This is a genomic window from Saccharopolyspora gloriosae (assembly GCF_014203325.1).
Classification (GTDB): domain Bacteria; phylum Actinomycetota; class Actinomycetes; order Mycobacteriales; family Pseudonocardiaceae; genus Saccharopolyspora_C; species Saccharopolyspora_C gloriosae.
In genome coordinates this window covers 1,433,606-1,459,324 of sequence record NZ_JACHIV010000001.1, presented here as the reverse complement: position 1 = coordinate 1,459,324, position 25,719 = coordinate 1,433,606, and the positions used below count along the sequence as shown (strand labels likewise).

Sequence of the window (25,719 nt, the reverse complement as noted above, 5' to 3'; positions counted from 1 at the left end):
CAGCGTGAACGATCTCATCGATACCACCGAGATGTACCTTCGCACCATTTACGACTTGGAGGAGGAGGGCGTCGTCCCGCTGCGCGCCCGCATCGCGGAACGCCTGGAGCAGAGCGGGCCCACCGTGAGCCAGACCGTGGCCCGGATGGAGCGCGACGGACTGCTCACCGTGGCCGAGGACCGGCACCTGGAGCTCACCGAAGCCGGGCGCACCCGCGCGGTCCGCGTGATGCGCAAGCACCGGCTCGCCGAGCGGCTGCTGGTCGACGTGATCGGCCTGGAGTGGGAACACGTGCACGACGAGGCGTGCCGCTGGGAGCACGTGATGAGCGAAGCGGTGGAGCGCAAGCTCGTCGCCCTGCTCGGCAATCCCGCGACCTCGCCGTACGGCAACCCGATTCCCGGTCTCGAAGAGCTCGGCGCGGGCCCGCAGCCCGCACCCGCCAACGAAGCCGACCTGCAGCGCGTCGACGAGATCGCCCGCCGGGGCGGCGGCCGTGCCACGGTGTGCCGAATCGCCGAGCACGTGCAGCTCGACCCCGACCTGATGAGCGAGCTCAAGGAAGTCGGGCTGATGCCCGCCCAGGAGATCGAGATCGTTCCGGTCACCGGCGTGAACAAGCCGATCGAGGTCACCGGCCCCAAGGGCAGCACCCAGCTCGCCCCCGGCATCGCCCACGCCGTCCTGGTCCTCGCCCGGTGAGCCCCGCCGAGTCCGCCGCCGAAGCGTTCGGCGGCGAGCACGGGCGTGCCCCGAGCGCGGTCTGGTCGGCCCCCGGCCGGGTCAACCTGATCGGCGAGCACACCGACTACAACGACGGCTTCGTGCTGCCCATCGCCTTGCCGCACCGGATCGCGGTGGCCGCCGCGCCGCGGACCGACGGACGGCTGTCGGTGGCGACCCTCGGTGACGACGGCGTGCTGCACCGGGCCGATCCGACGCCGCTGGACGCGCTGGCACCCGGTGCGCAGACCGGTTGGGCCGCGTACCCGGCCGGAGTCGCGTGGGCGCTGCGCGGACAGGGCATCGACGTGCCCGGCGCCGACCTGGTCATCGCCGGGGACGTGCCCGCCGGTGCCGGGCTGTCCTCCTCGCACGCGCTGGAGTGCGCGGTCGCGCTGGCGCTGCTCGACCTCGCCGGCCGGCCGGCGGACGGGCCGGAAGCGGCACCGCTGTCCGACGTCGCCCGCTGGGTGCAGATCTCGGAGAACGACTTCGTCGGCGCCCCCACCGGACTCCTGGACCAGACCGCGTCGCTGCGCTGCACCGAGTCGCACGCCCTGTTCTTCGACGTGCGTTCCGGTGAGCTCGAGCAGATCCCGTTCGACACCGGGGCGGTGGGCCTGGAACTGCTGGTGATCGACACCCGTGCGAAGCATTCGCACAGCGAGTCCGGGTACGGCGAGCGGCGCCGCGGCTGCGAGCACGCCGCCGACCTGCTCGGCATCAAGGCGTTGCGCGACGTGTCCGTCGCGGAACTGGACGAGGCGCTCGCCGTGCTCCCGGAGGAACTGCGCCCGCTGGTGCGCCACGTGGTGACCGAGAACGACCGGGTGATCTCCACGGTCGCCGAGCTCGACGCCGGTGAGCTCGGCTCGATCGGGCCGCTGCTGACCGCGTCGCACGTGAGCATGCGCGACGACTACCGAATCTCCTGCCTGGAACTGGACGTCGCGGTGGACGCGGCGCTGGAAGCGGGCGCGCTGGGCGCCCGGATGACCGGCGGTGGTTTCGGCGGGTCGGCCATCGCGCTGGTCCGCGCGCAGGACCGGGAGCGGATCGGGCAAGCGGTGCTCGCCTCCTACGAGGAGCACGGGCTGACCCCGCCGCGGTTGTTCACCGCGACCCCGGCGGCCGGAGCCGGCCGAGACCGATAGCCTCGCCGGCTCGGCCCCGCGGTACCGCGGGGCCGCCGAGCCAGACGCCTCTGGCGAGTTCGATGTCTCAGGAAAGGCAGAACCTCCGTGAAGCTCCTCGTCACCGGTGGTGCGGGATATGTGGGCAGCGTGTGCGCGGCACGCCTGCTGGAGAACGGTCACGAGGTGACCGTGGTCGACGACCTCTCGACCGGGCACGCCGACGCGGTACCGCCGGGCAGCACCTTCGTGCAGGCCGACATCGCGGAGGCCGCCGGTGATCTGCTCGCCGACGGGTACGACGGAGTGCTGCACTTCGCGGCCAAGTCGCTGGTCGGCGAGTCGATGCAGGATCCGCACAAGTACTGGCAGGGCAACGTGCTCACCTCGCTGCGGCTGCTGGAGGCCGTCCGCGAGCACGGCACGCCGCGCCTGGTGTTCTCCTCCACCGCCGCCACCTACGGCGAGCCCGACACCGTGCCGATCCCGGAGACCGCCCCGGCCCGGCCCACCAACACCTACGGCGCGACGAAGCTCGCGATCGACCACGCGATCAGCTCCTACGCCACCGCCCACGGCCTGGGCGCGGTGAGCCTGCGCTACTTCAACGTGGCGGGTGCGCACGGCGCGTTCGGCGAGCGGCACACCGTCGAGACGCACCTGATCCCGATCGTGCTGCAGGTCGCGCTGGACCAGCGGGAGCAGGTGCAGATGTACGGCGACGACTGGCCCACCGAGGACGGCACCTGCGTCCGCGACTACATCCACGTCACCGACCTCGCCGACGCGCACCTGCTGGCGCTGGACAACGCGCGGCCCGGTGAGCACCGGATCTACAACCTGGGCAACGGCACCGGGTTCTCGGTGCAGCAGGTGATCGAGACCTGCCGCGCGGTCACCGGCCACCCGATCCCGGCCGCGGTGGCACCGCGCCGGGCCGGTGACCCGGCGACCCTGGTGGCCGCGAGCGACCGCGCCCGCGAAGAGCTGTCCTGGAAGCCGAAGCTGGCCGACCTGTCCACGATCGTGCGCGACGCCTGGGACTTCACCCGCGCTCGTCAGCAGGGCTGACCTCCTCCGGTGCCCGGCCGGCGAGCCGCCGGGCACCGGAGCGGCTTCGTGGTGCTCCATCGCGGGGCCCATCAGGACTCCTCCTGTTCGATCATCAGCTGGGCGTCGGTCATCGCGTCCTTGGCCATCTCGGCCATCTCCTTCGGGGAGACGCCGGTGTCCAGCGCCCGGCGCAGCAGTCCGCCGAGCGCGTGTTCGGGCCGACCGGCCTCCACCCGTTCCAGCGCCACGCTCGCCAGCGCGCCTTCGCCGCGCAGGTACGCGGAGAACGCCAGCAGCGCGGCCACCTCGGCGACCTCCGGTTCCGGTGCCTTGCGCACCAGGCCCAGCCAGAGCTGCTCGGCGGCGAGCGCGGACTCGCCCAGCGCCACCCCGAGGCAGAGATCGCGGACCCGGTGGTCGGACAACGCGAGCAGGATGCGGAGCTGGTCGTCCTCGGTCAGCGCCTCCCCCGCCGCCGTCCGGCGGATCCCGGCGAGCGCGATCGACACGTCGCGGTGCACGCCGACCCCGGCGGGTTCCCGCTCCCGGTCCTCGGTCATGCCGGTCAGCCGTGCCGACCAGCGGGCCAGCACCTGTTCGGATTCCGGCGCGACCAACCGTTGCAGCTCCTGGCGGCTGTCGAAGGTCACCGATCCGGAGGCGGCCATCGCGGCGCCGAGCGCGGTGCGCTTCGGATCCGGAATGCGCCCGCCGCACACGGGATCGTCGTAGCACCGCCACGATCCGCCCGCCTCCAGCCGATCGGTCCATAGCTCGTGCAGCACTTCGATCCCGGCCTCGTCGAGCCCGTCCCGCAGCAGCGCGATCAGCTCGCGCTGCGGGGCGTCGACATCGTCGCCGGGGGCGGGGTCGGGGTCGGACCGATCGGGCGGCGGATCGCCCGGCGGCCCGTGCTCGACGGTGCCGGATCCGGTGACCACGACGATGACGCCGGTGACGCCCCGCCGGACCAGCGGGCCGGTGGAGACGTATTCGACGAGCGCGCGGCGATGTTCCGGCGGTGGCAGGTCCAGCCTCAGCGTGAGGCCGAACGTGGCGGTGTCCCCGGCGGTGTGCAGGCCGAGCAGCACCAGTGAGTCGGCCGGGGTGAAGCCGAGCAGGTGCGGGACGGCGGCCAGCACCTCGCCGGCGTCGCCGATGCGGATGCGTGCGTTGAGCGGAGTAGCGGTCATACCCAGAACATCGGTGGGGCCGGGCGAGCCGCCGCAGGGTCAAGTTTCGAATCTGTGGACGAATCGATCGCTTGTGGACAACTTCGTGTCCTGACCTGGAAAACTCACTTCCGAGTGACCGTGAACTCGGTGGTCTTCTTCACCCCATTGATCATCACGCTCAGTTCGGCCCGCCCCGGCCGCAGCCCGGTCAGCGCCCCGGTGGCCGGATCGAAGGCGGCGACCGAGCCCGGAGCCGCCTCGTCGGGCCGCCCGACGTGCACCGACCGGCCGCCTTCCCAGTCCGCGCTCACCGGATATCGCACCGGCACCACCCGATCTCCCTGGACCACGTCGGCCTCCACCGGTACGTCGGCTCCCACCGCCACCGGCGGCACTGCCAGTTCGAGCCGATCGACGTGCGGACGCGTCTCCCACCGCACCGGGCCGCTCCGATCGGAGGGATCGATCCGCAGCAGGCTCCACCCGGTGAAGCCACCGTCTCCGGGGGCGGCCGCGGGCTGCTTGCCCGAGTTGCCGTTCACCTCCACCTGCACGCCGTCCACCGTGGACGAATGGAAGACGCCAGCGTGCCCCGACACCAGCGCGGCGGATTTCCCCGTCTCCCGCTCGAAATCGGCCAGCCAGCGGGTGATCAGGTCAGCTTCCTTCGGATCGGAGAGCTGGGACGCCTCGCCCGGCCCCGGATCGTCCGGCGGGTGGTGCAGGAACACCGAGACCGAATGGATCCGCGAATCCTCCGACGCCTCGTCCAGCGCCGACCGCAGCATCCGCACCTGGTCGAACCCGCCGCCGAGCAGCGACCCAGCCGAGGAGTCCAGCAGCACCGCGCGGCTGCCCGCGACGTCGGCGACCTGGTGGGTCGCACCGAACTCGGCCGTGAACTCGCTGAGATCACCCGGCCCGGACGCCTCGTGGTTGCCCGGCACGTAGTACCAGGGCACCCGGCCGCCCACCTCCGAATCGATCACCTGGCGGGCCAGGTCGAAATCGGCCGCGATGCCCCGATCCACCAGATCCCCGTTGATCACCAACGCGTCCGGCCGCGCGGCCACCGCTTCGCGCAGCGACCGCCGCGCCAACGCCACCAGCGGGCCGTCCGGATCGTCAGCGGTGAACTGGGCGTCGCTGACCACCGCGATCCGGGCCGCTCCCGGAGCAGGCGGCAACGTCGCGTCCTGCACCACCGAGGGATCCCGCGGCCGCGGGTTCGGCGGGACCGCCACGTCGGGCGCGACCCGCGCGGTCAGCTCGTCGAACACCAACCTCCCGGCGTACTGCCGCGCGCCGTCGGGTTCGACCGCGTACAGCCGTTGCCACCGCAACGCGCCGGACGTCCCGGTGGGCAGCGGGGCCTCCACGTAGCGCCAGCCCGTCCAATCCACGTTCCGCGCCAGGTCCACCGTGGTGGCCACGCCCGCCGCGTCCTCGACGGTGCCGCGCAACCACGCGCCGTTCCCGTCGCCGTTCACCCACACCCCCACGCGCTGCGTCCCCGGTGGCAGCGGCAGCGGCGCATCGGCGTTGACGTAGGCGGCGCGCGTCGTCGTGCTGCCGGTGAGCGCGTAGTCCAAGGCCAGGCCGGGAGTTCCCGCGCGCCCCGGCGCCTCGCTCAACGATGCGCGCACCGATGCCGGGAAAGCCGTGGCGTTCCAGCCCGCGGGTCCGTCCAGCGGCGCCAGCGGTTCCGGCCGGGAGCCGGTGGTGACGCCCAGGTGCGTGACCTGATCGCCCACCCGCGCCGTCACCGCGGAACTCGCCGACGGCGACAGCGCCGTCACCGCGAAACCGTCCCCGTCCGGCTCGATCCGCACCGCCCGCCGGTCGTACTCCAGCCGCACGTCCGCCGGCTCCACCCAGGTCGCGAAACCGTCCGCGTCATGGCCGAGCACCTGGAACCGGCCCCGCGCGCCCTCCGCGGGCAGCTCCACCCGTGCGGTGTCCGCGCTGATCCGGACGGGCCTTCCGAGCACGGTCAGCTCGGCCGATCCCGAGCCTCCCGGGGCGCTCGCGGTGACCGTGCTGGTCCCCGGCCGTCCCGCGCGCAGGACTCCGCCGTCCACGCGGCCCCCGCCCGGCGAGGCCGACCACGCCGGGTCCGCCGCCACCGGGGCCCCGGTCTCATCGTGGCCGTGCGCCGTCAGGCGCCGGGTGAGCCCGGACAGCACCCGCGTGCCGTCGGACGGTTCGACGCGGAATCCGCGCAGCCGCCCGCTGCCCGGCGCGGTGGAGAACCCGATCCCGTTGGGCACCGGGCGCAGCTCACCGTCCGACGGCGAGTTGTGCACGCCCGCGGCGGCGGCACCGCGCTCCCGCGCCAGCAACGTCGACGATCCGCCCCCGTCCAGGTTGATCGCGTCGGCCGCTCCCAGGGCGCGCAGCCGCTCGGCGAGTTCCCGCTCCGTCGCGCCGCGGCTGTCGGCCTGCCTGCCGTCGATCGTGACCAGCCACATCCTGGTGCCGTCCGCGGAGAACCCCACGGCCGTGCGCGGGTGCAGCGCCACGTCGTCGACCTGCTGCACCTCTCCCCCGCGCAGCAGCACCTTGTTGCCCCCGACCACCACGTCCGCGCCCTGCTCGCGGGGACGGTAGTGGACGTCGACCCGGTCACCCGGTCGCAGCGAACCGAGCGCCTCGGCTCCGCCGCCGACCCCGAGCAAGCGCACCGCGCCGCCGGGAACCGGACCTTCCGCCGGGGCGGGGCGCACCTGGGTGACCACGTCACCGGCCACCTCCACTTCCACGACCGGCGCACGTCCGTCCACCACCGATCCGCGGGAAGCATCGCCCCAGTACGGCGTGTAGAGGCCGATGCCGTCCGGCGCGATCGTCGGCGCGTTCAGGTCGGTGATCGGTGTGACCGTGCCGTCCGCGCGGGTCAGCTCGGCCGCCAGGAACACCTGCATCAAGCGCCCGGCTGCTCGGGCACCGCCGACCGCGGCCACGTCGTTGTGCCCGGCGGCGGGTGCGCTGAGCAGCTCACCGTCCGACATCGCCGCGCCGAGCGGCGCACCGGAGGCGTCGATGTCGAAGAAATCTCCGTTGACCCCGGCGATCGCACCCGAGAGCTGCTCGGCCAGCGGAGCACGCGCCGAGGCCGCACCCGGACTCAGGTACTCGGGCCGCAACCCGGAACCGGCCAAGTCCGCGGTGAGCACATCACCGCGCAGCCAGCCTTCCGGTTCGTAGCGGTCGAACTCGGTCAACGTGAGTCCCGGAGCGAGCGTCGACGTGTCCCGCGAGGTCTCGAATCCGTCCGCGCCCGACGCCCGCTTCGTTCCGGGGCGGACGCTGACCGGTCCCTGCTCGGCAGCCGAAGCGGCGGGGACGTCCTCCACCGGCGGCGGTCCGAGCGGTGCGCTCGCCCCCGCGGGCGCGGTCACCAAACCCGCCAGCACCGCCCCGGACACCACCACGACAAGACCGCGCGACCGCATGCAACCTCCCGAGTACGCCGGAACAACAGCAGATCGCACCGGTGCTTCCGGATGCGAGCGCCGAATTGAACAACACTCGAACAGCCCATGCCGATCGATCGGCTCCGGCGGCGCCGGGGGCGCCGGTACAGTCGAAGAACCACTTCCACGCGAAGGAGCCAGGTCATGCGCAGCGTTCCGCCCGCTCTGCTCTCGTCGGCGGGGCTGGTCGCCGGTTTCGCCGTCACCAGGCTGCAACGGCACCGCTCCTGGAGCGGACTGGTCGCGGGGGCGGGCGGGCTCGCGGCGATGGAGAGCTGCCGACGGCGCAGCGGCGGCGGCCGGGCCCTCGTGCTCGGAGCGGCGTACGCGGGCGCGCTCGCCGGATCGCACCCGTTGGCGCGGCGAATCGGCGCGTGGCCCGCGGTGTTCACGGCCGCCGGTGGAGTCGCCGTGACCGCGCGGATGCTCGCTCGGGGCGGTACCGCACCCACCGGCTGAACGAGAACGTCCACCGCGACGGCTCCAGCTCGGCAGCGGCGGCCGACCAGCGCGTGGGCCCGGCGTGGAGCCTCATTAGGCTGTCTCGGTGGCTTTCCACGTTTTTCACGGTGAAGGGACTCCGGTGACCGCTCACGCCTCGACCATCGACGAGCTGACCGTCCAGCGCGATCGCGCCCGCCAGGACCACGCGGCGCTGGCCGCGCGCGAGCTGAAACTGGATCTCACCAGGGGGAAGCCGTCGCCGCAGCAGCTCGACCTGTCCGCCGGCCTGCTGGAATCACCGGAAGCCGCGGTGTCCGCTGATGGCACCGACCTGCGCAACTACGGCGGGCTGCAGGGCCTGCCCGAACTGCGGGCGATCTTCAGCGACGCGTTGCAGGTGCCGGTGGAGCAGTTGCTGGCCGCGGGGAACTCCAGCCTGGAACTGATGCACGACGCCCTCGTGTTCGCGCTGCTCGGCACGCTGCCCGGCGGGCAGCGCCGCTGGGTGGACGAGCCGCAGATCGCGTTCCTGTGCCCCGTTCCCGGCTACGACCGGCACTTCGCGCTGTGCGAGCGGCTGGGCATCGAGATGATCCCGGTGCCGATGACCTCGGACGGCCCGGACATGGACGTCGTGGAGCGGCTCGCCGCCGAAGACCCGCGGGTGAAGGGCATCTGGTGCGTGCCCAAGTACAGCAACCCGGATGGCGCCGTCTACTCCGAGGACGCGGTGCGCCGATTGGCCGCCATGCCCACGGCCGCACCCGACTTCCGGATCTTCTGGGACAACGCCTACGCGGTGCACCACCTCGGCGATGAGCCTGCCGCGATCGCGGACCTGCTCGGGCTCTGCGCCGAGCACGGCAATCCGGACCGGGCGTTCGTGTTCGGCTCCACCTCGAAGATCACGTTCGCTGGCGGCGGGGTCGCCTTCTTCGGCAGCTCCCCGGCGAACGTCCAGTGGTGGCTGGGCTGCACCGCCAAGCGCAGCATCGGTCCCGACAAGATCAACCAGCTGCGGCACGTGCGGTTCCTCCGCGACGCGGACGGCCTCCGCGAGCACATGCGCCGACATGCGGCAGTGATCCGGCCCAAGTTCGAAGCGGTCGACAAGATCCTCAACGCCGAACTGGGCGGGACCGGCCTCGCCGAGTGGACCCGCCCGGAGGGCGGGTACTTCATCACCGTGCGCGTGCCCGCGGGCTGCGCCCGCGCGGTGGTCGCCAAGGCGAAGGAGGCCGGCATCGCCCTCACCCCGGCCGGCGCGACCCACCCCCGGGGCGACGACCCGCTCGACCAGGTGATCCGCATCGCGCCGACCTACCCGGAGCAGTCGGAGCTCGAGGTGGCCATCGCCGGTTTCGCGACGTGCGTGCGACTCGTCGGCACCGAGAAGCTGCTGGCCGAACACGAAGGCTGAATTCGGGGAGGACGACACGAGCGCGGGGGCCGATCACACGATCGGCCCCCGCTTTCGCATCGGTGCGGCATGCCGACGAAGACACGTCCGCAGCCGGTCACGACAGCGGCGGGCGGCCCGGCATCAAGCCGGACCACCCGCCGCAGTGCTACTTCAGGTCAACGCTCGCAAACGATCGAGGTCGTCCCGAGCGCTCGTGCCCTCGATCAGCTGCACCCCGAGGTGGAGCCGCAGCCCTCGCAGAGGTAGCAGGAACCGGACGGGCGCATCTTCGTACCGCAGGTCATGCACAGCGGCGCGTCGGCGGCCTTGCCCAACCGCAGCTCCAGCAGCTCCGTGGAGCTGCCCGCGCCGCGGTCGTCCTCGTCACGGCGCGAATCCGACACCGAGGACTCCACGGTGGAGCGCATGGTGTCCAGGTCGACTTCGCCGCCGCTCGTCGAACCCGAGCCGTAGTCCGCGGTCTGGGCGGTGCGCTCGTCGGAGGTGAAGATGCCCAGCTGCGCGCGCTTCTCGTAGGGCAGGTAGTCCAGGGCCAGCCTGCGGAACAGGTAGTCCAGGACGCTGCCCGCCATCCGCACGTCCGGGTCGTCGGTCATGCCGGCGGGCTCGAAGCGCAGGTTCTGGAACTTCGAGACGTAGAACTCCAGCGGGATGCCGTACTGCAGGCCCACCGAGATCGACATCGAGAAGGCGTCCATCACGCCCGCCAGCGTCGAGCCCTGCTTGCCCAGCTTCACGAAGATCTCGCCCAGGCCGTCGTCCGGGTACGAACCGGCGTGCAGGTAGCCCTCGGCACCGCCCACGGTGAACGAGACCGTCTGGCTGGGCCGCTTCTTCGGCAGCCGCTTGCGGACCGGGCGGTACTCGATCTGCTTTTCGACCTCCTTCTCGGAGGAGGACTTGTCGCCCTTGCCCGCCGACAGCGGCTGGCCGACCTTGCAGTTGTCCCGGTAGATGGCCAGTGCCTTGAGGCCCAGCCGCCAGCCCTCGAAGTAGATCTCCTCGACGTCGGAGACCGAAGCCGCCTCCGGCATGTTCACCGTCTTCGAGATGGCACCGGACAGGAACGGCTGCACCGCGGCCATCATCCGCACGTGGCCCATCGGAGCGATCGAACGCTCGCCCATCGCGCAGTCGAACACCTCGTAGTGCTCGGGGCGCAGCCCCGGGGCGTCCACGACGTGGCCGTGCTCGGCGATGTACTCGACGATCGCCTCGATCTGCTCTTCCTGGTAGCCCAGCGCCTTGAGCGCCCGCGGCACCGTCTGGTTGACGATCTGCATCGAGCCGCCGCCGACCAGCTTCTTGAACTTCACCAGCGCGAGGTCGGGCTCGACCCCGGTGGTGTCGCAGTCCATCATCAGGCCGATCGTGCCGGTCGGGGCCAGCAGCGACGCCTGCGCGTTGCGCCACCCGTTGCGGGCACCGATCTCCAGGCCGTCCTGCCAGACCTTCGTCGCCAGCTTGTGCACGGCCACGTCGTTGCGGTGGTACGTGCGGACCAGGTCGTTGGCCGCGGCGTGCTTGCGCATCACCCGCTGGTGGGCGTCGGCGTTGCGGGCGTAGCCCTCGTAGGGGCCGACCGCGCCGGCGAGCTCAGCCGACCGCTTGTAGGCCGTACCGGTCATCAGCGAGGTGATCGCCGCCGACAGCGCCCGGCCACCGTCGGAGTCGTAGGCGTGCCCGGTGGCCATCAGCAGCGCACCCAGGTTCGCGTACCCGATGCCGAGCTGGCGGTACTTGCGGGTCGTCTCGCCGATGGCCTCGGTCGGGAAGTCCGCGAAGCTGATCGAGATGTCCATCGCCGTGATGACGAGCTCGACTGCCTTCTCGAACAGTTCCGCGTCGAACGTCAGGTCCGAGCGCAGGAACTTCATCAGGTTCAACGAGGCCAGGTTGCAGCTGGAGTTGTCCAGGTGCATGTACTCCGAGCACGGGTTCGAGGCCGAGATCCGGCCGCTCTCCGGCGCGGTGTGCCAGTCGTTGATCGTGCCGTCGTACTGGATGCCGGGGTCGGCGCTGTCCCAGGCGGCCTTGGCCATCTTCCGGAACACGTCGCGCGCCTGGACCGTCTCGACCACGGAGCCGTCCGTGCGGGCGCGCAGGCCGAACCGGCCATCGCTCTCCACGGCCCGCATGAACTCGTCGTTCACGCGGATCGAGTTGTTCGCGTTCTGGTACTGCACGGAGGCCATGTCCGCGCCGCCCAGGTCCACGTCGAACCCGGCGTCGCGCAGCGCGCGGATCTTGCGCTCTTCCTTCGACTTGGTCTCGATGAACTCCTCGACGTCCGGGTGGTCCACGTCGAGGATGACCATCTTCGCGGCCCGGCGGGTGGCGCCGCCGGACTTGATGGTGCCCGCGGAGGCGTCGGCGCCGCGCATGAACGAGACGGGCCCGGACGCGGTGCCGCCGGAGGACAGCAGCTCCTTGGAGGAACGGATCCGGGACAGGTTCAGGCCCGCGCCGGAACCGCCCTTGAAGATCAGGCCCTCTTCCTTGTACCAGTCGAGGATCGACTCCATCGTGTCGTCGACGGAGAGGATGAAGCAGGCGGAGACCTGCTGCCGCGAGCTGGTGCCGACGTTGAACCACACCGGCGAGTTGAAGCTGAACACCTGGTGCAGCAGCATCCAGGTCAGCTCGTGCTCGAAGACCTCTGCGTCCGCGTCGGTGGCGAAGTAGTCGTGCTCGACGCCGGCGCGCACGTAGGTCTTCACGACCCGGTCGATCAGCTGCCGCAGGCTGCTCTCACGCTGCGCGGTGCCCTGGGCCCCGCGGAAGTACTTGCTGGTCACGATGTTGACCGCGTTCAGCGACCAGGAGTCGGGGAACTCGACTCCGCGCTGCTCGAAGTTGACCGAACCGTCCCGCCAGTTGGTCATCACCACGTCCCTGCGCTCCCACGACACCTCGTCGTAGGGGTGCACCCCCTCGGTGGTGTAGACGCGCTGCACCCGGATGCCCTTGGTACGAGCACCTGAATCCGGCTCCCCCGCGGCGCCGGCCGGGCTGCCCACGGTCTCTGTCATGACCTGTCCCTCTTCCCTGTTGCTCGCTCGTGCATTCCCGCCACCGTCCGGGCTCCCCGTCCGGTTCGGTCGCATCCCACCCACGTTCGCCGACCCGCGCCTCGCGTGCCGCCGCTTCGACCTAGCCACCTGCGTTCTCCTCGGCCGCACGGGCGACGACGCCCGCCGCGTCCCGGAGGTCCGCGATCTCCTTCTCGAAGTCCTCGACGGAGGAGAAGGCCCGGTACACGCTGGCGAACCGCAGGTACGCGACCTCGTCCAGTTCGCGCAGCGGTCCCAGGATCGCGAGTCCGACCTCGTGGCTGGACAACTCCGACACACCCCGGGAGCGGACCGCGTCCTCGACGCGGTGCGCGAGCTGCTGCAGCGCGTCCTCCTCCACGGGACGACCCTGGCAGGCGCGCCGCACTCCCCGGACCACCTTCTCCCGGCTGAACGCCTCGGTGACGCCGGAACGCTTGACGACCGACAGCACGAGCTCTTCCACCGTCGTGAACCGGCGACCGCAGGCTGAACATGATCGCCTGCGCCGGATCGCCTGGCCTTCCTCGACCTCGCGCGAGTCGACCACTCGCGAATCGTCGCCTCGGCAGAACGGGCACCGCATCGGACTCACCCCCTTCCCGGCGTCGTCGTCACCCACACCATCGCGGTAGCCGGTCGCGCTCACGGTCCGTGGACGCGTGAATACTCCGTGATCCCAACCTGTGGAGTAACTACACCGGCGTAACTACTAGATGTTGTGGTCGACTTTAATCCGCCGCAGATCGGGAAGCAAACCGACCCACCCCTCCCCGCCCGGTCGAGTGACATCGAACCAAGCGACCTGCGGAAGCCCCAGCCGACACCCCGAGAGGCGGGCGAGATGACGCCCCGGGCGTCAGCCGCGCTGCGCGGGAACGATCAACGTGCGACCTAACCCGGACCCGTCGGCGCCGAGGCGGTTGAGCTCCACGATCCGCCCGACCACCGCACGCTGGTCACTGTCCGGAGCGAAACGCGCCGCCACCGACCACAGCGTGTCGCCGTCCGCCACGCGCGCGACCGCCGTAGCATCCGGCACCGGCCGCGCTCCCGAATCCAGCGCGAGCACGCCGAACAGAAGGACGCCGACGAATGCGCAGGCACCCACCGCGACGAGCCAGGCGCACTCGCGGGCGGCGGCGAGCCACCCAGCCCGCGCCGCCTCCGCCCCAGGAGCGGACCGCGCAGCCCTCAGCATTGGCGGCTCGGCCGCGACGGCCCCGCGCGGCAGCGAGAGCCCACCCGCCGGAACCGCCGGTGATCCCATTCTCGCAGCGCCGGATCGCGACCGGGTCGCCGCACCGGACATCGCCACCATGAGCACCTCCAGCATCGGGGCCGGAGACCGGCCCGCAGATCGACGTACAAGATCGAAAAGGTGTTCGATCGAACCTGCGTGCGATTGTGTACCAACAGTGCCCGAATGCGCCAGGGTCTGACTCAAATTAACTCGAACAGGTGTTTGATCTTCCACTTCGCCCCGTCTACTGTGGAAATCGGAGTCACGAGCAGTCCCGTTCACGAGGACAGGAGGCAGTGGTGGTCAGCAATACGACCGAATCGATCAACGACGAACTCGGCGGCACGTCCGACGGCGCCGGATCGACGAACGGTTCTCGCGGCGCGGAGGCGATCGTGACCGACATCCGAGGTGGCACGGCAGCGGAGCCGACCGCGCCCGCCTCGTCGGTCCCCGAACAGCCGGGCACCGACGAACTCAGCGACCGGCAGCTCAAGGTGCTCGAGTCGATCCGCAGCTGGATGCGGGAGCACGGCTACCCGCCGAGCGTGCGCGAGATCGGCGACGCGGTGGGCCTCACGTCCACCTCGTCGGTCGCCTACCAGCTGCGGGTGCTGGAGCGGAAGGGCTTCCTGCGGCGTGATCCGCACCGCCCGCGCACGGTGGGCGTGCTGGTCGCCGACTCCGAGCAGTCCGAGCTCGCCGGTAGGCCGAAGCCCGCGTACGTCCCGGTGGTGGGCCGGATCGCCGCCGGCGGCCCGATCCTGGCCGAGGAATCGGTGGAGGACGTGTTCCCGCTGCCGAAGGAGATCGTCGGCGAGGGCTCGCTGTTCCTGCTCCAGGTCGTCGGCGACTCGATGACCGACCTGGCCATCACCGACGGCGACTGGGTCGCGGTGCGCCAGCAGCCGGACGCGGACAACGGTGACGTCGTGGCGGCGATGATCGACGGCGAAGCGACCGTCAAGACGTTCAAGCGCACCGAGGACCACGTGTGGCTCGTCCCGCACAACGAGGCGTACCAGCCCATCCTCGGCGACGACGCGACGATCCTGGGCAAGGTAGTAGCAGTCCTGCGCCGCCTCTGAGGGAAACCTTTCGGAGAGCGGCCGGGGCCTCGGAACCTGTCTTTGTTCTTGGCCTGAGTGGGAGTCGTGTGGCGGCGGCTCCCTACTCTGCGGGATCGATTTCTCATGTAGCTCCCTACATCACGAAATCGCCGTCCCACGAGGAAGCCGCCGGCTTCGCCACACACGAAAATCGCTGTCCTCACGAAAAGAACGTGAGGACTCGCGAGTAGTCCTCTCACGCTGTGGTCGTTGCTCAACGGCTTCGCGGCCAGCGGGATAATGATCAAGGATTGCCGTCAGCGGCGGCGCATTCGGGCCAGGAAGTACAGCAGGAGAGCGGCGAGGCCACCGGCCACGACGAGCGCGGGTGCGGTGGAGAACGCCTCGCCGGTCGGCTCGGAGTCAGCGGTGCCGTCCTCGTCGGGATGCGCCTGGGGCGTGGGGTCGGCGTCCGGGGTTTCCGGGGACGGTGGGGCTTCGGGCTCCGCGGGGGCGAGCAGTGCCGCCGCGGCAGGCAGAGCGAACACCGGTTGCAGTCCCTCGGAAGTCGTCAGCAGCGTGCCGTCCGGCTCCCAGGCGATCGCCTCGCCCTGCGGCTCGGGCGGCAACCGCAACGGCACCGGAGGACGTTGCAGCGCCGCGGCGACGTCCCCGTCGGGAGCGTGGAACAGGTACGCCTCGGTGTAGGTCCGCAACGCGATCATGGTCCCGTCCTGGCTCACCGACCCGCCGGTCACCAGCCGGGTGCCGATTCCCTTGATCGGTCCGTCCGGCGAATCCGTGGTGGGCAGCGCGACCGAGCCGACCCGTTCCCACGGCACCGTCGCGTCCGCCGCGAGCGCAGCGGCCGGGCGGTAGACGAACGCCACGCCGAACGGCTCTTTCGTGACCACGTGCGGAGTGCCGGCCCGGTCGAGCAGGATCGCCTCCGCGTCGTGCGGGCCGTCCGGATAGCTGAGCCGGTACAGCGTCGAGTCGCCGTCCTCGGTCAGCCTGTGCAGCGCCACGGTGCTCCGCTGGCGCCGGTTGTCGCCGGTATCGGCCAGCCACACCGCGCCGTCCGGCGCCAGGGCGAGGTCCTCGACGTCGTACGGGTCGGTTTCGGAGGTCCACACGTCCCGCACCGAACAATCACCGCGGTCGAGCAAGCTGACCCGGATCGAGCTCCCGCCGTCGTCGACCGCGTACCAGTACCGGCCGTCGGAGGACAAGCCCGACAACTCCGTCAAGTTCGGGTCGCTGATCCGGCACCGCTGCTCGGGCGCGACACCGCTCTGAGCGGTCGCCACCCCCGTCGGGACGCCCACCAACGCGAGGGCGGCGACGAACGCGCACGACCGACGACGGGCAGTGCGCACCGGCTCGGTCACCGCGCGAGGACGACGACGGCCCGAGCCTTCCCCGTCCTGCTCATCCGGCTCCTACGAACGGGCGCAGCGCACCGGCCAGGTCGGAACGGACCTTCGCCCGCAACCGGGTCCCGTCGGCGGTGTGCTCCTCGGCCACGAGCTCGCCTTCGGCGTGCACCCGGGCCACCAGCTCACCGCGGGTGTAGGGCACCAGCGCGTCGATGAGCACATCCGGCCTGGGCAGCCGCTCGGCGATGAGCTCGCGGAGGTTGGCGATGCCCTCACCGCTGTGCGACGAGACGAACACCGCGCCCGGCAGCAACTGGCGCAGCTCCGCGATGCGGGTCGGGTCGACCTGGTCGACCTTGTTCACCACGAGCAGCTCCTCCGGCACCGGGGCACCGTGCTCCGCCGCGATGTCGGAGACGACCGTGCGCACCGCGGAGACCTGCTCGTGCGGCTGCGGCTCGGAACCGTCCACGACGTGCACCAGCAGATCGGCGGCGGTGACCTCTTCCAGCGTCGAGCGGAACGCCTCCACCAGCTGGTGCGGCAGGTGCCGGACGAAGCCGACCGTGTCGGTCAGCGTGTGCGGCCTGCCGTCCGGGGTCTCGGCACGGCGCGTCGTCGGATCCAGGGTCGCGAACAGCGCGTCCTCGACCAGCACACCGGCCCCGGTCAGGGCGTTGAGCAGGCTGGACTTGCCCGCGTTCGTGTAACCCGCGATGGCCACACCGGGCACGTGCTGCGCTTCGCGCCGACCGCGCTTGGTGCTGCGGACGGTGCTCATGGCCTTGAGCTCCTTGCGGAGCTTGCTGATCCGCTTGTGGATCAACCGGCGGTCGGTCTCCAGCTTCGTCTCACCGGGACCACGGGTACCGACACCACCGGTGGCGCCACCGGCGCGCCCGCCCGCCTGCCGGGACATCGCCTCGCCCCAGCCGCGCAGCCGCGGCAGGAAGTACTGCAGCTGAGCCAGCTCGACCTGGGCCTTGCCCTCCTTGGAGCTGGCGTGCTGGGCGAAGATGTCCAAGATGAGCGCGGTCCGGTCGATGACCTTGACCTTGAGCTTGTCCTCCAGCTGGCGCAGCTGACCGGCGGACAGTTCACCGTCGCAGATGACGGTGTCCGCACCGGTGGAGATCACGACGTCGCGCAGCTCCTTGACCTTGCCGGACCCCACGTAGGTGGCGGGATCCGGGCGCGGCCTGCGCTGCACCAACCCGTCGAGCACCTCGGAGCCCGCGGTCTCGGCGAGCCGGGCGAGCTCGGCCAGCGACGTCTCGGCGTGCGCGGCGTCGCCCTCGGTCCAGACGCCCACCAGCACCACGCGTTCCAGGCGCAGGCGCCGGTACTCGACCTCGGTGATGTCCGCGAGCTCGGTCGACAGCCCCGCGACGCGGCGCAGCGAGGCGCGCTCTTCGAGTGCCATCTCCCCCGCGGACGGGTCCGCGAGGTCGGATTCGGGCTGGAAGCCGAAGTCGCCGTCGTCGAGCGGGGCTTCCCCGTCCAGGCGGATGCCGTCGTCGGCTTCGGCTGTCGTGCGGGCACCGGCCGGGGTGCCTGCCTCATGTGACCACAGTGCGGAATTCTTCATATCGGCACCATTGTCCCACGGCACGCGAGCGGTTTTCACCCTTCGAACGGTGTGACCACCGCCCGAGGCGGTTCAGCCGCCCTCGACCTGCCGCCACCAGCCGGCATCGAGCCTGCCGCCGCCGACCAGCACCGCGGGCCCGGTGAGCAGCGTCGTCGTCTCGGTCACGTCGACCTGCACGGTGCCGCCGGGGATGTCGACGATCCGGCGACCGGTGCTCTCCCCGTCGGCGCGCAGCGCCGCGACGGCGGCGGCGACCGTGCCGGTGCCGCAGGAACGGGTTTCGCCGACCCCGCGTTCGTGCACGCGCATCCGCACCCGCTGCGGTTCGGTGGGGCGCACGAACTCCACGTTGACGCCGTTCGGGAACAGCCCGCCGTCGTGCTCGGGCGCTTCGGCGAGGTCGAGCGCGTCGAGGTCCGCCTCGGTCACGCACGCCAGGTGCGGGTTGCCCAGGTCCACCGCGACCCCGGCGAACTCCCTGCCGCCGTGCGTGGCCGCGGAGTCGCCGAAGATCCGCGCCGCGCCCATGTCGACGGTGCTGCCGCCGTCCGGGTGGGTGCGGACCGAGCGGATCCCGGCTCGGGTTCCGACGGGGAACTCGGACTGCTCGACCAGCCCCGCTTCGACGAGGTAGCGGGCGAACACCCGGACGCCGTTGCCGCACATCTCGGCGAGCGACCCGTCCGCGTTGCGGTAGTCCATGAACCACACGTCCGGGTCAACGTCGTCGGGGGCGTCGGGCACCGCGCCCGCGGGCACGACGCGCAGCACGCCGTCGGCTCCGAGGCCGCGACGGCGGTCGCACAGCGCGCGCACGTGGGCATCGGTGAGCTCCAGCTCGCCGTCCGGGTCGGGCAGCACGATGAAATCGTTCTGCGTGCCGTGGCCCTTGGTGAACTCAGGTCCTTCGGAAAACCGCACGTGACGAGTCTACGTGCGCAGCAGCCGGTGGATCCCGGGCCTCGCCGTCGCCGGCTCGAACCAGTGGATGCGGTCGTCGCGGCGAAACCAGGAGCGCTGCTTGCGCACGAAGCGCCTGGTCAGGCGGGCGGTTTCGGCGGCGGCGACGGTCATGTCGCCGGATCCGTCGAGCTCGGCCAGGACCTGCTGGTAGCCCAGCGCCCGGGACGCCGTCCGGCCGTGGCGCAGGCCGTGGTCTGCCAGTTCGCGCACCTCGGCGACCAGTCCGGTGTCGAACATCCAGGTGACCCGCCGATCGACTCGGTCGTCGAGTTCGGCGACGGGCCGGTCCAGGCCGATCAGCACGGTGTCGTAGCGGGGCGGGCCCGGGACGGGCAGGTTCGCCGAGAACGGCTGCCCGGTGATCTCGATGACCTCCAGCGCCCGCACCAGGCGTCGCCCGTTCGAGGGAAGGATGGCCGCCGCGGCGGGCGGGTCCAGTTCGGCGAGGCGGTGGTGCAGCGCCGCCGCGCCGCAGGTCCGCAGTTCCTCCTCCCAGCGCGCCCGCACGTCCGGGTCGGTGCCGGGGAACCGCAGGTCGTCGAGCACCGCCTGCACGTACAGGCCGCTGCCGCCGACGAGCACCGGGGTGCGTCCGCGCGCCAGCACGTCCTCGACGGCGGCACGCGCTTCCCGCTGGTAGGCGGCGACCGAGGCCGCCTCGGTCACGTCGAGCACGTCCAGCAGGTGGTGCGGGACGTCGCGGCGCTCCGCCTCGGTGAGCTTGGCGGTGCCGAGGTCCATGCCGCGGTAGAGCTGCATCGCGTCGGCGTTGATCACCTCGCCGCCGAGCTCGATCGCGACCTCGACGGCGAGATCCGACTTGCCGGTGGCGGTGGGCCCGACGATCGCCACCGGTCGAGCTGTGGATGCGGCGGACACGGTGGCGACTGTAAGGCCTGTCCCCCGATCGATTCACCCAGGGCCGACGCCAGGTCAGCGGCGCAGCGGCGATTCCCCGCGCAGAGCGCTCGCGCCGGGCTCCTGCACCGCCCTGGACCACACGCCCACGTGGTACGTGATGCCCAGCGGGGTGTCCGAGTACAGCGGCTCCGCCTGCCACGTGCCGGTCGCGGCGACGCCCGCGGCGACCTGCCACGCGGCCCGGCTGTGCACGCCGAGCTCGTCGCACTCCTGCGGTTCCAGCCCGAGCAGCGCGGGTCCGTCGACGTCGCGCAGCGCGTCGCGCAGGGCGTCGTCGAGCCCGGCCGCCCGCGGGTCGGGGAGGTGCGGTGATCGTTCGTCCCGGTGGCTGCCGCCTTCGGCGAGCACCAGCAGCCCTGTCTCAGGGCCGTCGGCGTCGAGCCGCGCACCGAGCTCGGCGGCCTGGTCGGCAGGGGTGTCCGGCGCCAGCAGCCGCACGGTCACCGACCGCGCACCGGCCTGCGCGCGCAGGAGACCGGCGACCAGCGCGGGCAGCGGCAGGTCCGGGTCGGGCGGTGCGGACCGCTCCGCCCTCTCCCGCAGCGCCACCGGGACGTCGACGCCGTAACCGGCGAACGTGCCGGTGGTGGCCGGGCTCAGGACCGCCGGTCCGGAACGATCTACACCGACGGCCACCCATTCGGTTGCGGCTTCCGTCAAACTGGTGGTGGCGCGCAGGCACGCGCTCCGCACGGGCTCGATCAGCGAAGTCGACCGCACGGTCAGTTCGGGGACGAGCAACGGCGGGTAAGGCACCACGGCGATGCGGGTGATCACACCCGTGCACGGTAAAGGTCACGGTCAGCGGTGAGCGGAGCAGGGACCCGAACGGGGCGCGCGACGGGCGGTCGGAGGACCTGGCAGGACCTGCGTTCGCGACCGCGCGGACCGCGCAGTGGTACCGCCGGAATTCCGGAGCCGGGGGCGACCTGTTTGAATGCGCCAGCGGAGATCGGACTCACCACGCGAGTCCGGATCGCCGCGCACCGGCCCCGCACGCGCGGGGCGCCCGTGCCCGGCACGGGCACCGAAGCGGGTACCCGAGGAGGATTCCGGTCATGACGCACCAGGACACGACCCCTGAGAGCACTGCGGGCGCCACGCCCGACGCGGCTGCGGCCGTCACCGGGACCGGGTCCACCTCGACAACGCCCACGGTCCCGGCGGCTTCGGCGAATCCGGGCCAGTGGGGCCGGGTGGACGAAGCAGGCACCGTGTGGGTGCGCACGGTCGACGGTGAGCGCGCCGTGGGTTCCTGGCAGGCGGGTGAGCCGTCGGAGGGGTTGGCGCACTTCGCCCGGAAGTTCGACGACCTGCGCACCGAGGCCGAGCTGCTCGAGAAGCGGCTCAGCAGTCGCTCCGGGGACGCGAAGCAGTCGTTGACCAGCGCGAAGCACCTGCGCGACGGACTGCCCGAAGCCGCCGTCGTCGGCGACCTGGAGGCGCTGGGCGCCTTGGTCGAACACCTCGTGCAGCACGCTGAGAAGGCGGTCGAGGAAGCGAAGGCGCACAAGGAGCAGGCCCGCACGGACGCGGTGGCCCGCAAGGAGGCGCTGGCCGCCGAGGCCGAGGAGATCGCGGCGGAGGCGACGCACTGGAAGTCCGCCGGGGACCGCTTGCGCGGGATCCTCGACGAGTGGAAGTCGGTGCGCGGTGTGGACCGCAAGACCGACGAGCAGCTGTGGCGGCGGTTCTCCAAGGCCCGCGACGCGTTCAACCGCAGGCGCGGGTCGCACTTCGCCGACCTCGACCGGCAGCGCGCGGCCTCGAAGGTCCGCAAGCAGGAGCTCGTCGACGAGGCCGAGTCGCTGACCGAGTCGACCGACTGGGGCGCGACGGCCACGCGCTACAAGGACCTGATGGCGGAGTGGAAGGCCAGCGGCCGTGCTCCGAAGGACAGCGACGACGCGCTGTGGCAGCGGTTCCGCGCCGCGCAGGACGCGTTCTTCGCCCGCCGCTCGGCGGCGTTCTCGGAACGCGACGCGGAGTTCGCGGAGAACGCCAAGTTGAAGGAAGCGCTGCTCACCGAGGCAGAGGCGATCGATCCCGGCGCGGACCTGTCCGCCGCGCAGGCGCACCTGCAGCGGATCCAGCAGCGCTGGGACGAGGTCGGCAAGGTGCCGCGGGAGCGGATGCGCGAGCTCGAAGGCCGGTTGCGCACGGTCGCCGACCGGGTCCGGTCGGCGTCGGACGCGCAGTGGCGGCGCACCGACCCGGAGGCGCAGGCGCGGGTCGACCAGTTCCGCGAGCGGGTGGAGCAGTTCGAGGCGCAGGCCGAGAAGGCGCGCGCGGCGGGCGACGAGAAGCGCGCCAAGAAGGCCGACGAGCAGGCCGGTCAGTGGCGCGTGTGGCTCTCCGCCGCGGAGCAGGCCCTGGCCGACCGCTGATCGATTCCGGGGTGGGCGCCCGATCGGCGCCCACCGCCCGGCACCGTCACGACCCGTTCTTGCGCACGGGCGGTCGCCGGGCGCGCCAACGGGTTCGTCGCAGCTGAGCCGCCGAGCCGCGATCCGCGCGGGTTTCGCCTCGCCGCGAGAACGAGGTCCTCGCCGGAAGCGGACGTCAGGGCCGGGTCAGCACCACGCGGATCCACTGCACGGCCAGCACGACCATGCACAGCGCGGCGAGCACCAAACCCCACGAGGGGCCGCCCGAAGGCGTGGTCTGTCGGGACCAGATCGCGATCATGCCTTCGAAGGACACGATGATGGCCGCCATCCCCGCCACCCACGCGATCGCCCAGCGGCGGGTGGTGAGCGCCAGCGCACCGATCAGCACGCCGACGATGGTGGCGTTGAGCGCGAACAGCCTGGGCAGCAGGCCGACGTCCAACGCCGGGTCGGCGCGTCCGAGCAGGATCTCCAGGCCGGTCGAGTCCCCGATCCACGGCAGCAGCGAGCTGACGATCAGGACCAGGATGACGGCCGCGATGGTGACGGCTTTGCTGCCGGGGTCGATGCGCCGCAGCAGGTCGCGTTCGGCCTGGGAGAGGCTCTGCCGGTCGGCGCGGTCCTGGTCGGTGCCGCTCGTGTCCGTTGGTTCCGTGCGCTGCACGTCGGTCCCTTCCTGAGCGTCGAGGTCCGGGCTGGTCGAGTCGCCGGGGTCCACCGGTTCGTCCGGCTCGGGGCGGGATCGCCGCTCGTCGTCGCTCAACAGCCACATCCTTGTTCGGTCGCGGGCGGCGCCGCCGGGGCGCCGAAGGTGGGCAGCCCCAGGCTGGTCCCGGAGGTCTTGGGCCTGCGGCCCTCCTCCCACCGGTCGCCGGCCTTGGTGCGCCGGTGCGCGCTGAGCTCGCCGTCCGCGACGAGGTGGTGCGGGGCACCCCTGGTGATGGTGGTGCGCACGATGTCGCCGGGCCGGATCTCGCGGTCGATGGCACCGCCGGGGTGGAAGTGCACGAGCCGCCCGTCGCGGGCCCGGCCGGAGAGCCTGCGGGTCTCGACGTCCTTGCGGCCTTCGCCTTCGGCGACGAGCAGTTCGACGTCCTGGCCGACGAGGCCCTTGTTGAGCTCCCAGGACATCTCGTTCTGCACCGCGACGAGCCGTTCGTAGCGCTCCTGCACGACTTCCTTCGGCAGCTGGTCGGGCAGCTCGGCGGCGGGCGTGCCGGGGCGCTTGGAGTACTGGAAGGTGAACGCCGTGCTGAACCGCGCTCGGCGGACGACGTCGAGGGTCGCTTCGAAGTCCTCTTCGGTCTCGCCGGGGAAACCGACGATGAGGTCGGTGGTGATCGACGCGTCCGGCATCGCCTCGCGCACCTTGCTCAGGATGTTCAGGTAGCGGTCCGAGCGGTAGGACCGGCGCATCGCCTTGAGCACCCGGTCCGAGCCGGATTGCAGCGGCATGTGCAGCTGGTGGCAGACGTTGGGCGTCTCGGCCATCGCCTCGATCACGTCGTCGGTGAAGTCGCGCGGGTGCGGCGAGGTGAAGCGCACGCGTTCGAGGCCGTCGATCTCGCCGCAGGAGCGCAACAGCTTGCCGAAGGCGAGCCGGTCGCCGAACTCGACGCCGTAGGCGTTGACGTTCTGGCCGAGCAGCGTCACCTCGAGCACACCCTCGTCGGCCAGGGCCTGCACTTCGGCGAGCACGTCGCCGGGCCTCCGGTCCTTCTCCTTGCCGCGCAGCGCGGGCACGATGCAGAACGTGCAGGTGTTGTTGCACCCCACCGAGACCGACACCCAGCCGGAGTAGGCCGATTCGCGCCGGGCCGGCAGCGTGGACGGGAACGTCTCCAGCGATTCGAGGATCTCGACCTCGGCCTCGTCGTTGTGCCGGGCGCGTTCGAGCAGCGTGGGCAGCGAACCGAGGTTGTGGGTGCCGAACACGACGTCGACCCAGGGCGCGCGGCGCACGATCTCGCTGCGGTCCTTCTGCGCGAGGCAACCGCCGACGGCGATCTGCATGCCGGGGTGTTCCTGCTTCGCGGGCCGGAGCCTGCCGAGGTTGCCGTAGAGCCGGTTGTCGGCGTTCTCCCGGACCGCGCAGGTGTTGAACACGACGACGTCGGGGTCGTGGTCCTTCGCGGCGCGCACGTAACCGGCGTCTTCCAGCATTCCGGACAGCCGCTCGGAATCGTGCACGTTCATCTGGCATCCGTACGTGCGGATGTCATATGTCCTGGAAACGCTCGTCGTGCTCACCCCGCCACCATATCGGCTGCTCAGGAGCGTTCGATGGCCGCCCGGAGACCAGTGCCGACGGTCGTTGCCGGTCCTGCGCAGGAGCTCCCGGAGCTGCGACGACCGCCGTTTCCGAGCGGGTGGCGCGGTCCCGCGCTCGTCGGTGCCGACCGGCGCCGGACCGGGTCCGCGCGGTGGAATCCGCGTGCTCGCGCGATTTCCGGACCGGCGGGGAAATCGAATGAAAACGCCTCGCCGCGCGGGTCGGCTCATTCATAGTGGGCATTGTTCGATCCGGTCGGCGAAGCCGTGGCCGCGAGTACGAGATGAGTGGCGAATGGCGCAATCGAACTTCACCCGCAGGCGCTACTACGAGTCACGCACGAACGCGGCCGTACGGGCGAACCCGAAATCCTGCGAGCACGGAACGTCACCGAGCAGAAGCAGCGGGAACGCTCGGAACGATCATCGATCGCGCACTGGAACCCTCCGCGAAGAGACGCGTACACGCAGTTGGCGGGCCTGCGGGCAGATCTTGTGAGAATCCGGGAAAACCCTCGTCTTCCCCGGACGCGTAACCGAGTTGCAACCTGCGTTGACCCGCACCATATGGACTAATCGTGTCCGGCGGCTTAAATTTTCGCCATCAGATCCGGACTTCTCGGGCTAGGAGAGTGCATGACCGCAGGTACCCCGGATTCGCCGATGATCCGCATGTCCTCGGTCGACAAGCACTTCGGGTCCCTGCACGTGCTGCAGGACATCGACCTGACCGTGCCGCCCGGCCAGGTCGTGGTCGTGCTCGGTCCGTCCGGATCGGGCAAGTCCACGCTGTGCCGCGCGATCAACCGGCTCGAACCGATCGACTCCGGCACCGTCGAGATCGACGGCAAGCCGCTGCCCGCCGAAGGACGCGCGCTCGCCGAGCTGCGCGCCGACGTGGGCATGGTGTTCCAGCAGTTCAACCTGTTCGCGCACAAGACGATCCTCGAGAACGTGCTGCTCGGCCCGATCAAGGTCCGCAAGCTCGACAAGGCCACCGCCGAGCGGGAGGCGACGGCACTGCTGGAACGGGTCGGGATCGCCGACCAGGCGCAGAAGTACCCCGCCCAGCTCTCCGGCGGCCAGCAGCAGCGGGCGGCGATCGCCCGCGCCCTGGCGATGAAGCCGAAGGTCATGCTGTTCGACGAGCCGACCTCCGCGCTCGACCCGGAGATGGTCAACGAGGTGCTCGACGTGATGGCCGGGCTGGCCGCCGAGGGCATGACGATGCTCGTCGTCACCCACGAGATGGGCTTCGCCCGCCGCGCCGCGCACCGCGTGCTGTTCATGGCCGACGGCCGCATCGTCGAGGACTCCACGCCGAGCCGGTTCTTCGAAGCACCGGAGAGCGCGCGGGCCCAGGACTTCCTGAGCAAGATCCTCACCCACTGACCTCGCGGTCCCGCGCACGTCGCGGGACGCGCCGTTCGG

General features: G+C 71.4%; 20 protein-coding genes. 8 read left to right on the top strand and 12 right to left on the bottom strand.

Translation table 11 applies throughout. From position 1 onward, the window contains the following. Window positions 1–4 precede the first annotated feature (4 nt). From BJ969_RS06600 to galE, 3 genes are all read left to right on the top strand, one after another. On the top strand, window positions 5–703 hold the full coding sequence (locus tag BJ969_RS06600; protein WP_184477949.1) for an iron-dependent transcriptional repressor DtxR: 699 nt from the start codon (window positions 5–7) through the stop codon (window positions 701–703). Then, window positions 700–1,878 (top strand): galactokinase, encoded by a 1,179-nt coding sequence (gene galK, locus BJ969_RS06595; RefSeq protein WP_184477948.1) that lies wholly within the window; start codon window positions 700–702, stop codon window positions 1,876–1,878. The genes BJ969_RS06600 and galK overlap by 4 nt, the downstream gene beginning before the upstream one ends. An 87-nt stretch (window positions 1,879–1,965) precedes the next feature. Then, window positions 1,966–2,928 carry a UDP-glucose 4-epimerase GalE gene (gene galE, locus BJ969_RS06590; protein ID WP_184477947.1) on the top strand — a complete coding sequence of 321 codons (963 nt, stop codon included), beginning with the start codon at window positions 1,966–1,968 and terminating at the stop codon, window positions 2,926–2,928. Window positions 2,929–2,999: 71 nt separating this feature from the next. On the opposite strand, the gene BJ969_RS06585 is transcribed toward galE, so the two are convergent. Together BJ969_RS06585 and BJ969_RS06580 are read right to left on the bottom strand one after the other, a co-directional pair. Further along, a complete protein-coding gene (locus tag BJ969_RS06585) occupies window positions 3,000–4,103 on the bottom strand; it encodes a DUF4192 domain-containing protein (protein WP_184477946.1) in 1,104 nt (367 codons plus the stop codon). A gap of 104 nt (window positions 4,104–4,207) precedes the next feature. Then, window positions 4,208–7,540 (bottom strand): phosphodiester glycosidase family protein, encoded by a 3,333-nt coding sequence (locus BJ969_RS06580; RefSeq protein WP_184477945.1) that lies wholly within the window; start codon window positions 7,538–7,540, stop codon window positions 4,208–4,210. Between the two features lie 165 nt (window positions 7,541–7,705). On the opposite strand from BJ969_RS06580, the gene BJ969_RS06575 reads away from it, so the two are divergent. Both BJ969_RS06575 and BJ969_RS06570 read left to right on the top strand, forming a co-directional pair. After that, window positions 7,706–8,020, top strand: a complete 315-nt coding sequence (locus BJ969_RS06575) for a hypothetical protein (protein WP_184477944.1) — start codon at window positions 7,706–7,708, stop codon at window positions 8,018–8,020. Between the two features lie 124 nt (window positions 8,021–8,144). Then, window positions 8,145–9,425: an aspartate aminotransferase type Ic gene (locus tag BJ969_RS06570; protein ID WP_184477943.1), complete on the top strand. Its 1,281-nt coding sequence runs from the start codon at window positions 8,145–8,147 to the stop codon at window positions 9,423–9,425. Between the two features lie 206 nt (window positions 9,426–9,631). On the opposite strand, the gene BJ969_RS06565 is transcribed toward BJ969_RS06570, so the two are convergent. From BJ969_RS06565 to BJ969_RS30045, 3 genes are all read right to left on the bottom strand, one after another. Continuing rightward, complete coding sequence (locus tag BJ969_RS06565) at window positions 9,632–12,460, bottom strand: vitamin B12-dependent ribonucleotide reductase (protein WP_184477942.1); 2,829 nt, start codon at window positions 12,458–12,460, stop codon at window positions 9,632–9,634. 121 nt (window positions 12,461–12,581) lie between these two features. Further along, window positions 12,582–13,067 (bottom strand): transcriptional regulator NrdR, encoded by a 486-nt coding sequence (gene nrdR / locus BJ969_RS06560; protein ID WP_184484919.1) that lies wholly within the window; start codon window positions 13,065–13,067, stop codon window positions 12,582–12,584. A 273-nt stretch (window positions 13,068–13,340) separates the two neighbouring features. Beyond that, window positions 13,341–13,817, bottom strand: coding sequence for a LysM peptidoglycan-binding domain-containing protein (locus tag BJ969_RS30045; protein WP_246456696.1), 477 nt, complete (start codon window positions 13,815–13,817; stop codon window positions 13,341–13,343). A 311-nt stretch (window positions 13,818–14,128) separates the two neighbouring features. Here BJ969_RS30045 and lexA point away from each other — a divergent pair, with 311 nt between their 5' ends. Next, on the top strand, window positions 14,129–14,812 hold the full coding sequence (gene lexA / locus BJ969_RS06550; RefSeq protein ID WP_343071694.1) for a transcriptional repressor LexA: 684 nt from the start codon (window positions 14,129–14,131) through the stop codon (window positions 14,810–14,812). 278 nt (window positions 14,813–15,090) lie between these two features. On the opposite strand, the gene BJ969_RS06545 is transcribed toward lexA, so the two are convergent. The 5 genes from BJ969_RS06545 to BJ969_RS06525 all read right to left on the bottom strand — a co-directional run bounded on the left by BJ969_RS06545 (window position 15,091) and on the right by BJ969_RS06525 (window position 20,404). Then, complete coding sequence (locus BJ969_RS06545; RefSeq protein ID WP_343071262.1) at window positions 15,091–16,164, bottom strand: NHL repeat-containing protein; 1,074 nt, start codon at window positions 16,162–16,164, stop codon at window positions 15,091–15,093. 40 nt (window positions 16,165–16,204) lie between these two features. After that, complete coding sequence (gene hflX / locus BJ969_RS06540) at window positions 16,205–17,575, bottom strand: GTPase HflX (RefSeq protein ID WP_221316231.1); 1,371 nt, start codon at window positions 17,573–17,575, stop codon at window positions 16,205–16,207. A 237-nt stretch (window positions 17,576–17,812) separates the two neighbouring features. Beyond that, a complete protein-coding gene (dapF, locus tag BJ969_RS06535; protein ID WP_184477940.1) occupies window positions 17,813–18,664 on the bottom strand; it encodes a diaminopimelate epimerase in 852 nt (283 codons plus the stop codon). 9 nt (window positions 18,665–18,673) lie between these two features. Then, complete coding sequence (gene miaA / locus BJ969_RS06530) at window positions 18,674–19,585, bottom strand: tRNA (adenosine(37)-N6)-dimethylallyltransferase MiaA (protein WP_343071261.1); 912 nt, start codon at window positions 19,583–19,585, stop codon at window positions 18,674–18,676. Window positions 19,586–19,639: 54 nt separating this feature from the next. After that, on the bottom strand, window positions 19,640–20,404 hold the full coding sequence (locus tag BJ969_RS06525; RefSeq protein WP_184477939.1) for a class III extradiol ring-cleavage dioxygenase family protein: 765 nt from the start codon (window positions 20,402–20,404) through the stop codon (window positions 19,640–19,642). Window positions 20,405–20,685: 281 nt separating this feature from the next. On the opposite strand from BJ969_RS06525, the gene BJ969_RS06520 reads away from it, so the two are divergent. Further along, window positions 20,686–22,014, top strand: a complete 1,329-nt coding sequence (locus tag BJ969_RS06520) for a DUF349 domain-containing protein (protein WP_184477938.1) — start codon at window positions 20,686–20,688, stop codon at window positions 22,012–22,014. A gap of 175 nt (window positions 22,015–22,189) precedes the next feature. Here the strand turns inward: BJ969_RS06520 and BJ969_RS06515 are convergent, their stop codons facing one another. Further along, window positions 22,190–22,780 (bottom strand): Rv2732c family membrane protein, encoded by a 591-nt coding sequence (locus BJ969_RS06515; protein ID WP_246456695.1) that lies wholly within the window; start codon window positions 22,778–22,780, stop codon window positions 22,190–22,192. Continuing rightward, window positions 22,777–24,267: a tRNA (N6-isopentenyl adenosine(37)-C2)-methylthiotransferase MiaB gene (gene miaB, locus BJ969_RS06510; protein ID WP_184477937.1), complete on the bottom strand. Its 1,491-nt coding sequence runs from the start codon at window positions 24,265–24,267 to the stop codon at window positions 22,777–22,779. The genes BJ969_RS06515 and miaB overlap by 4 nt, the downstream gene beginning before the upstream one ends. Before the next feature lie 684 nt (window positions 24,268–24,951). On the opposite strand from miaB, the gene BJ969_RS06505 reads away from it, so the two are divergent. Further along, window positions 24,952–25,680, top strand: a complete 729-nt coding sequence (locus BJ969_RS06505) for an amino acid ABC transporter ATP-binding protein (protein WP_184484907.1) — start codon at window positions 24,952–24,954, stop codon at window positions 25,678–25,680. Window positions 25,681–25,719 lie beyond the last annotated feature (39 nt).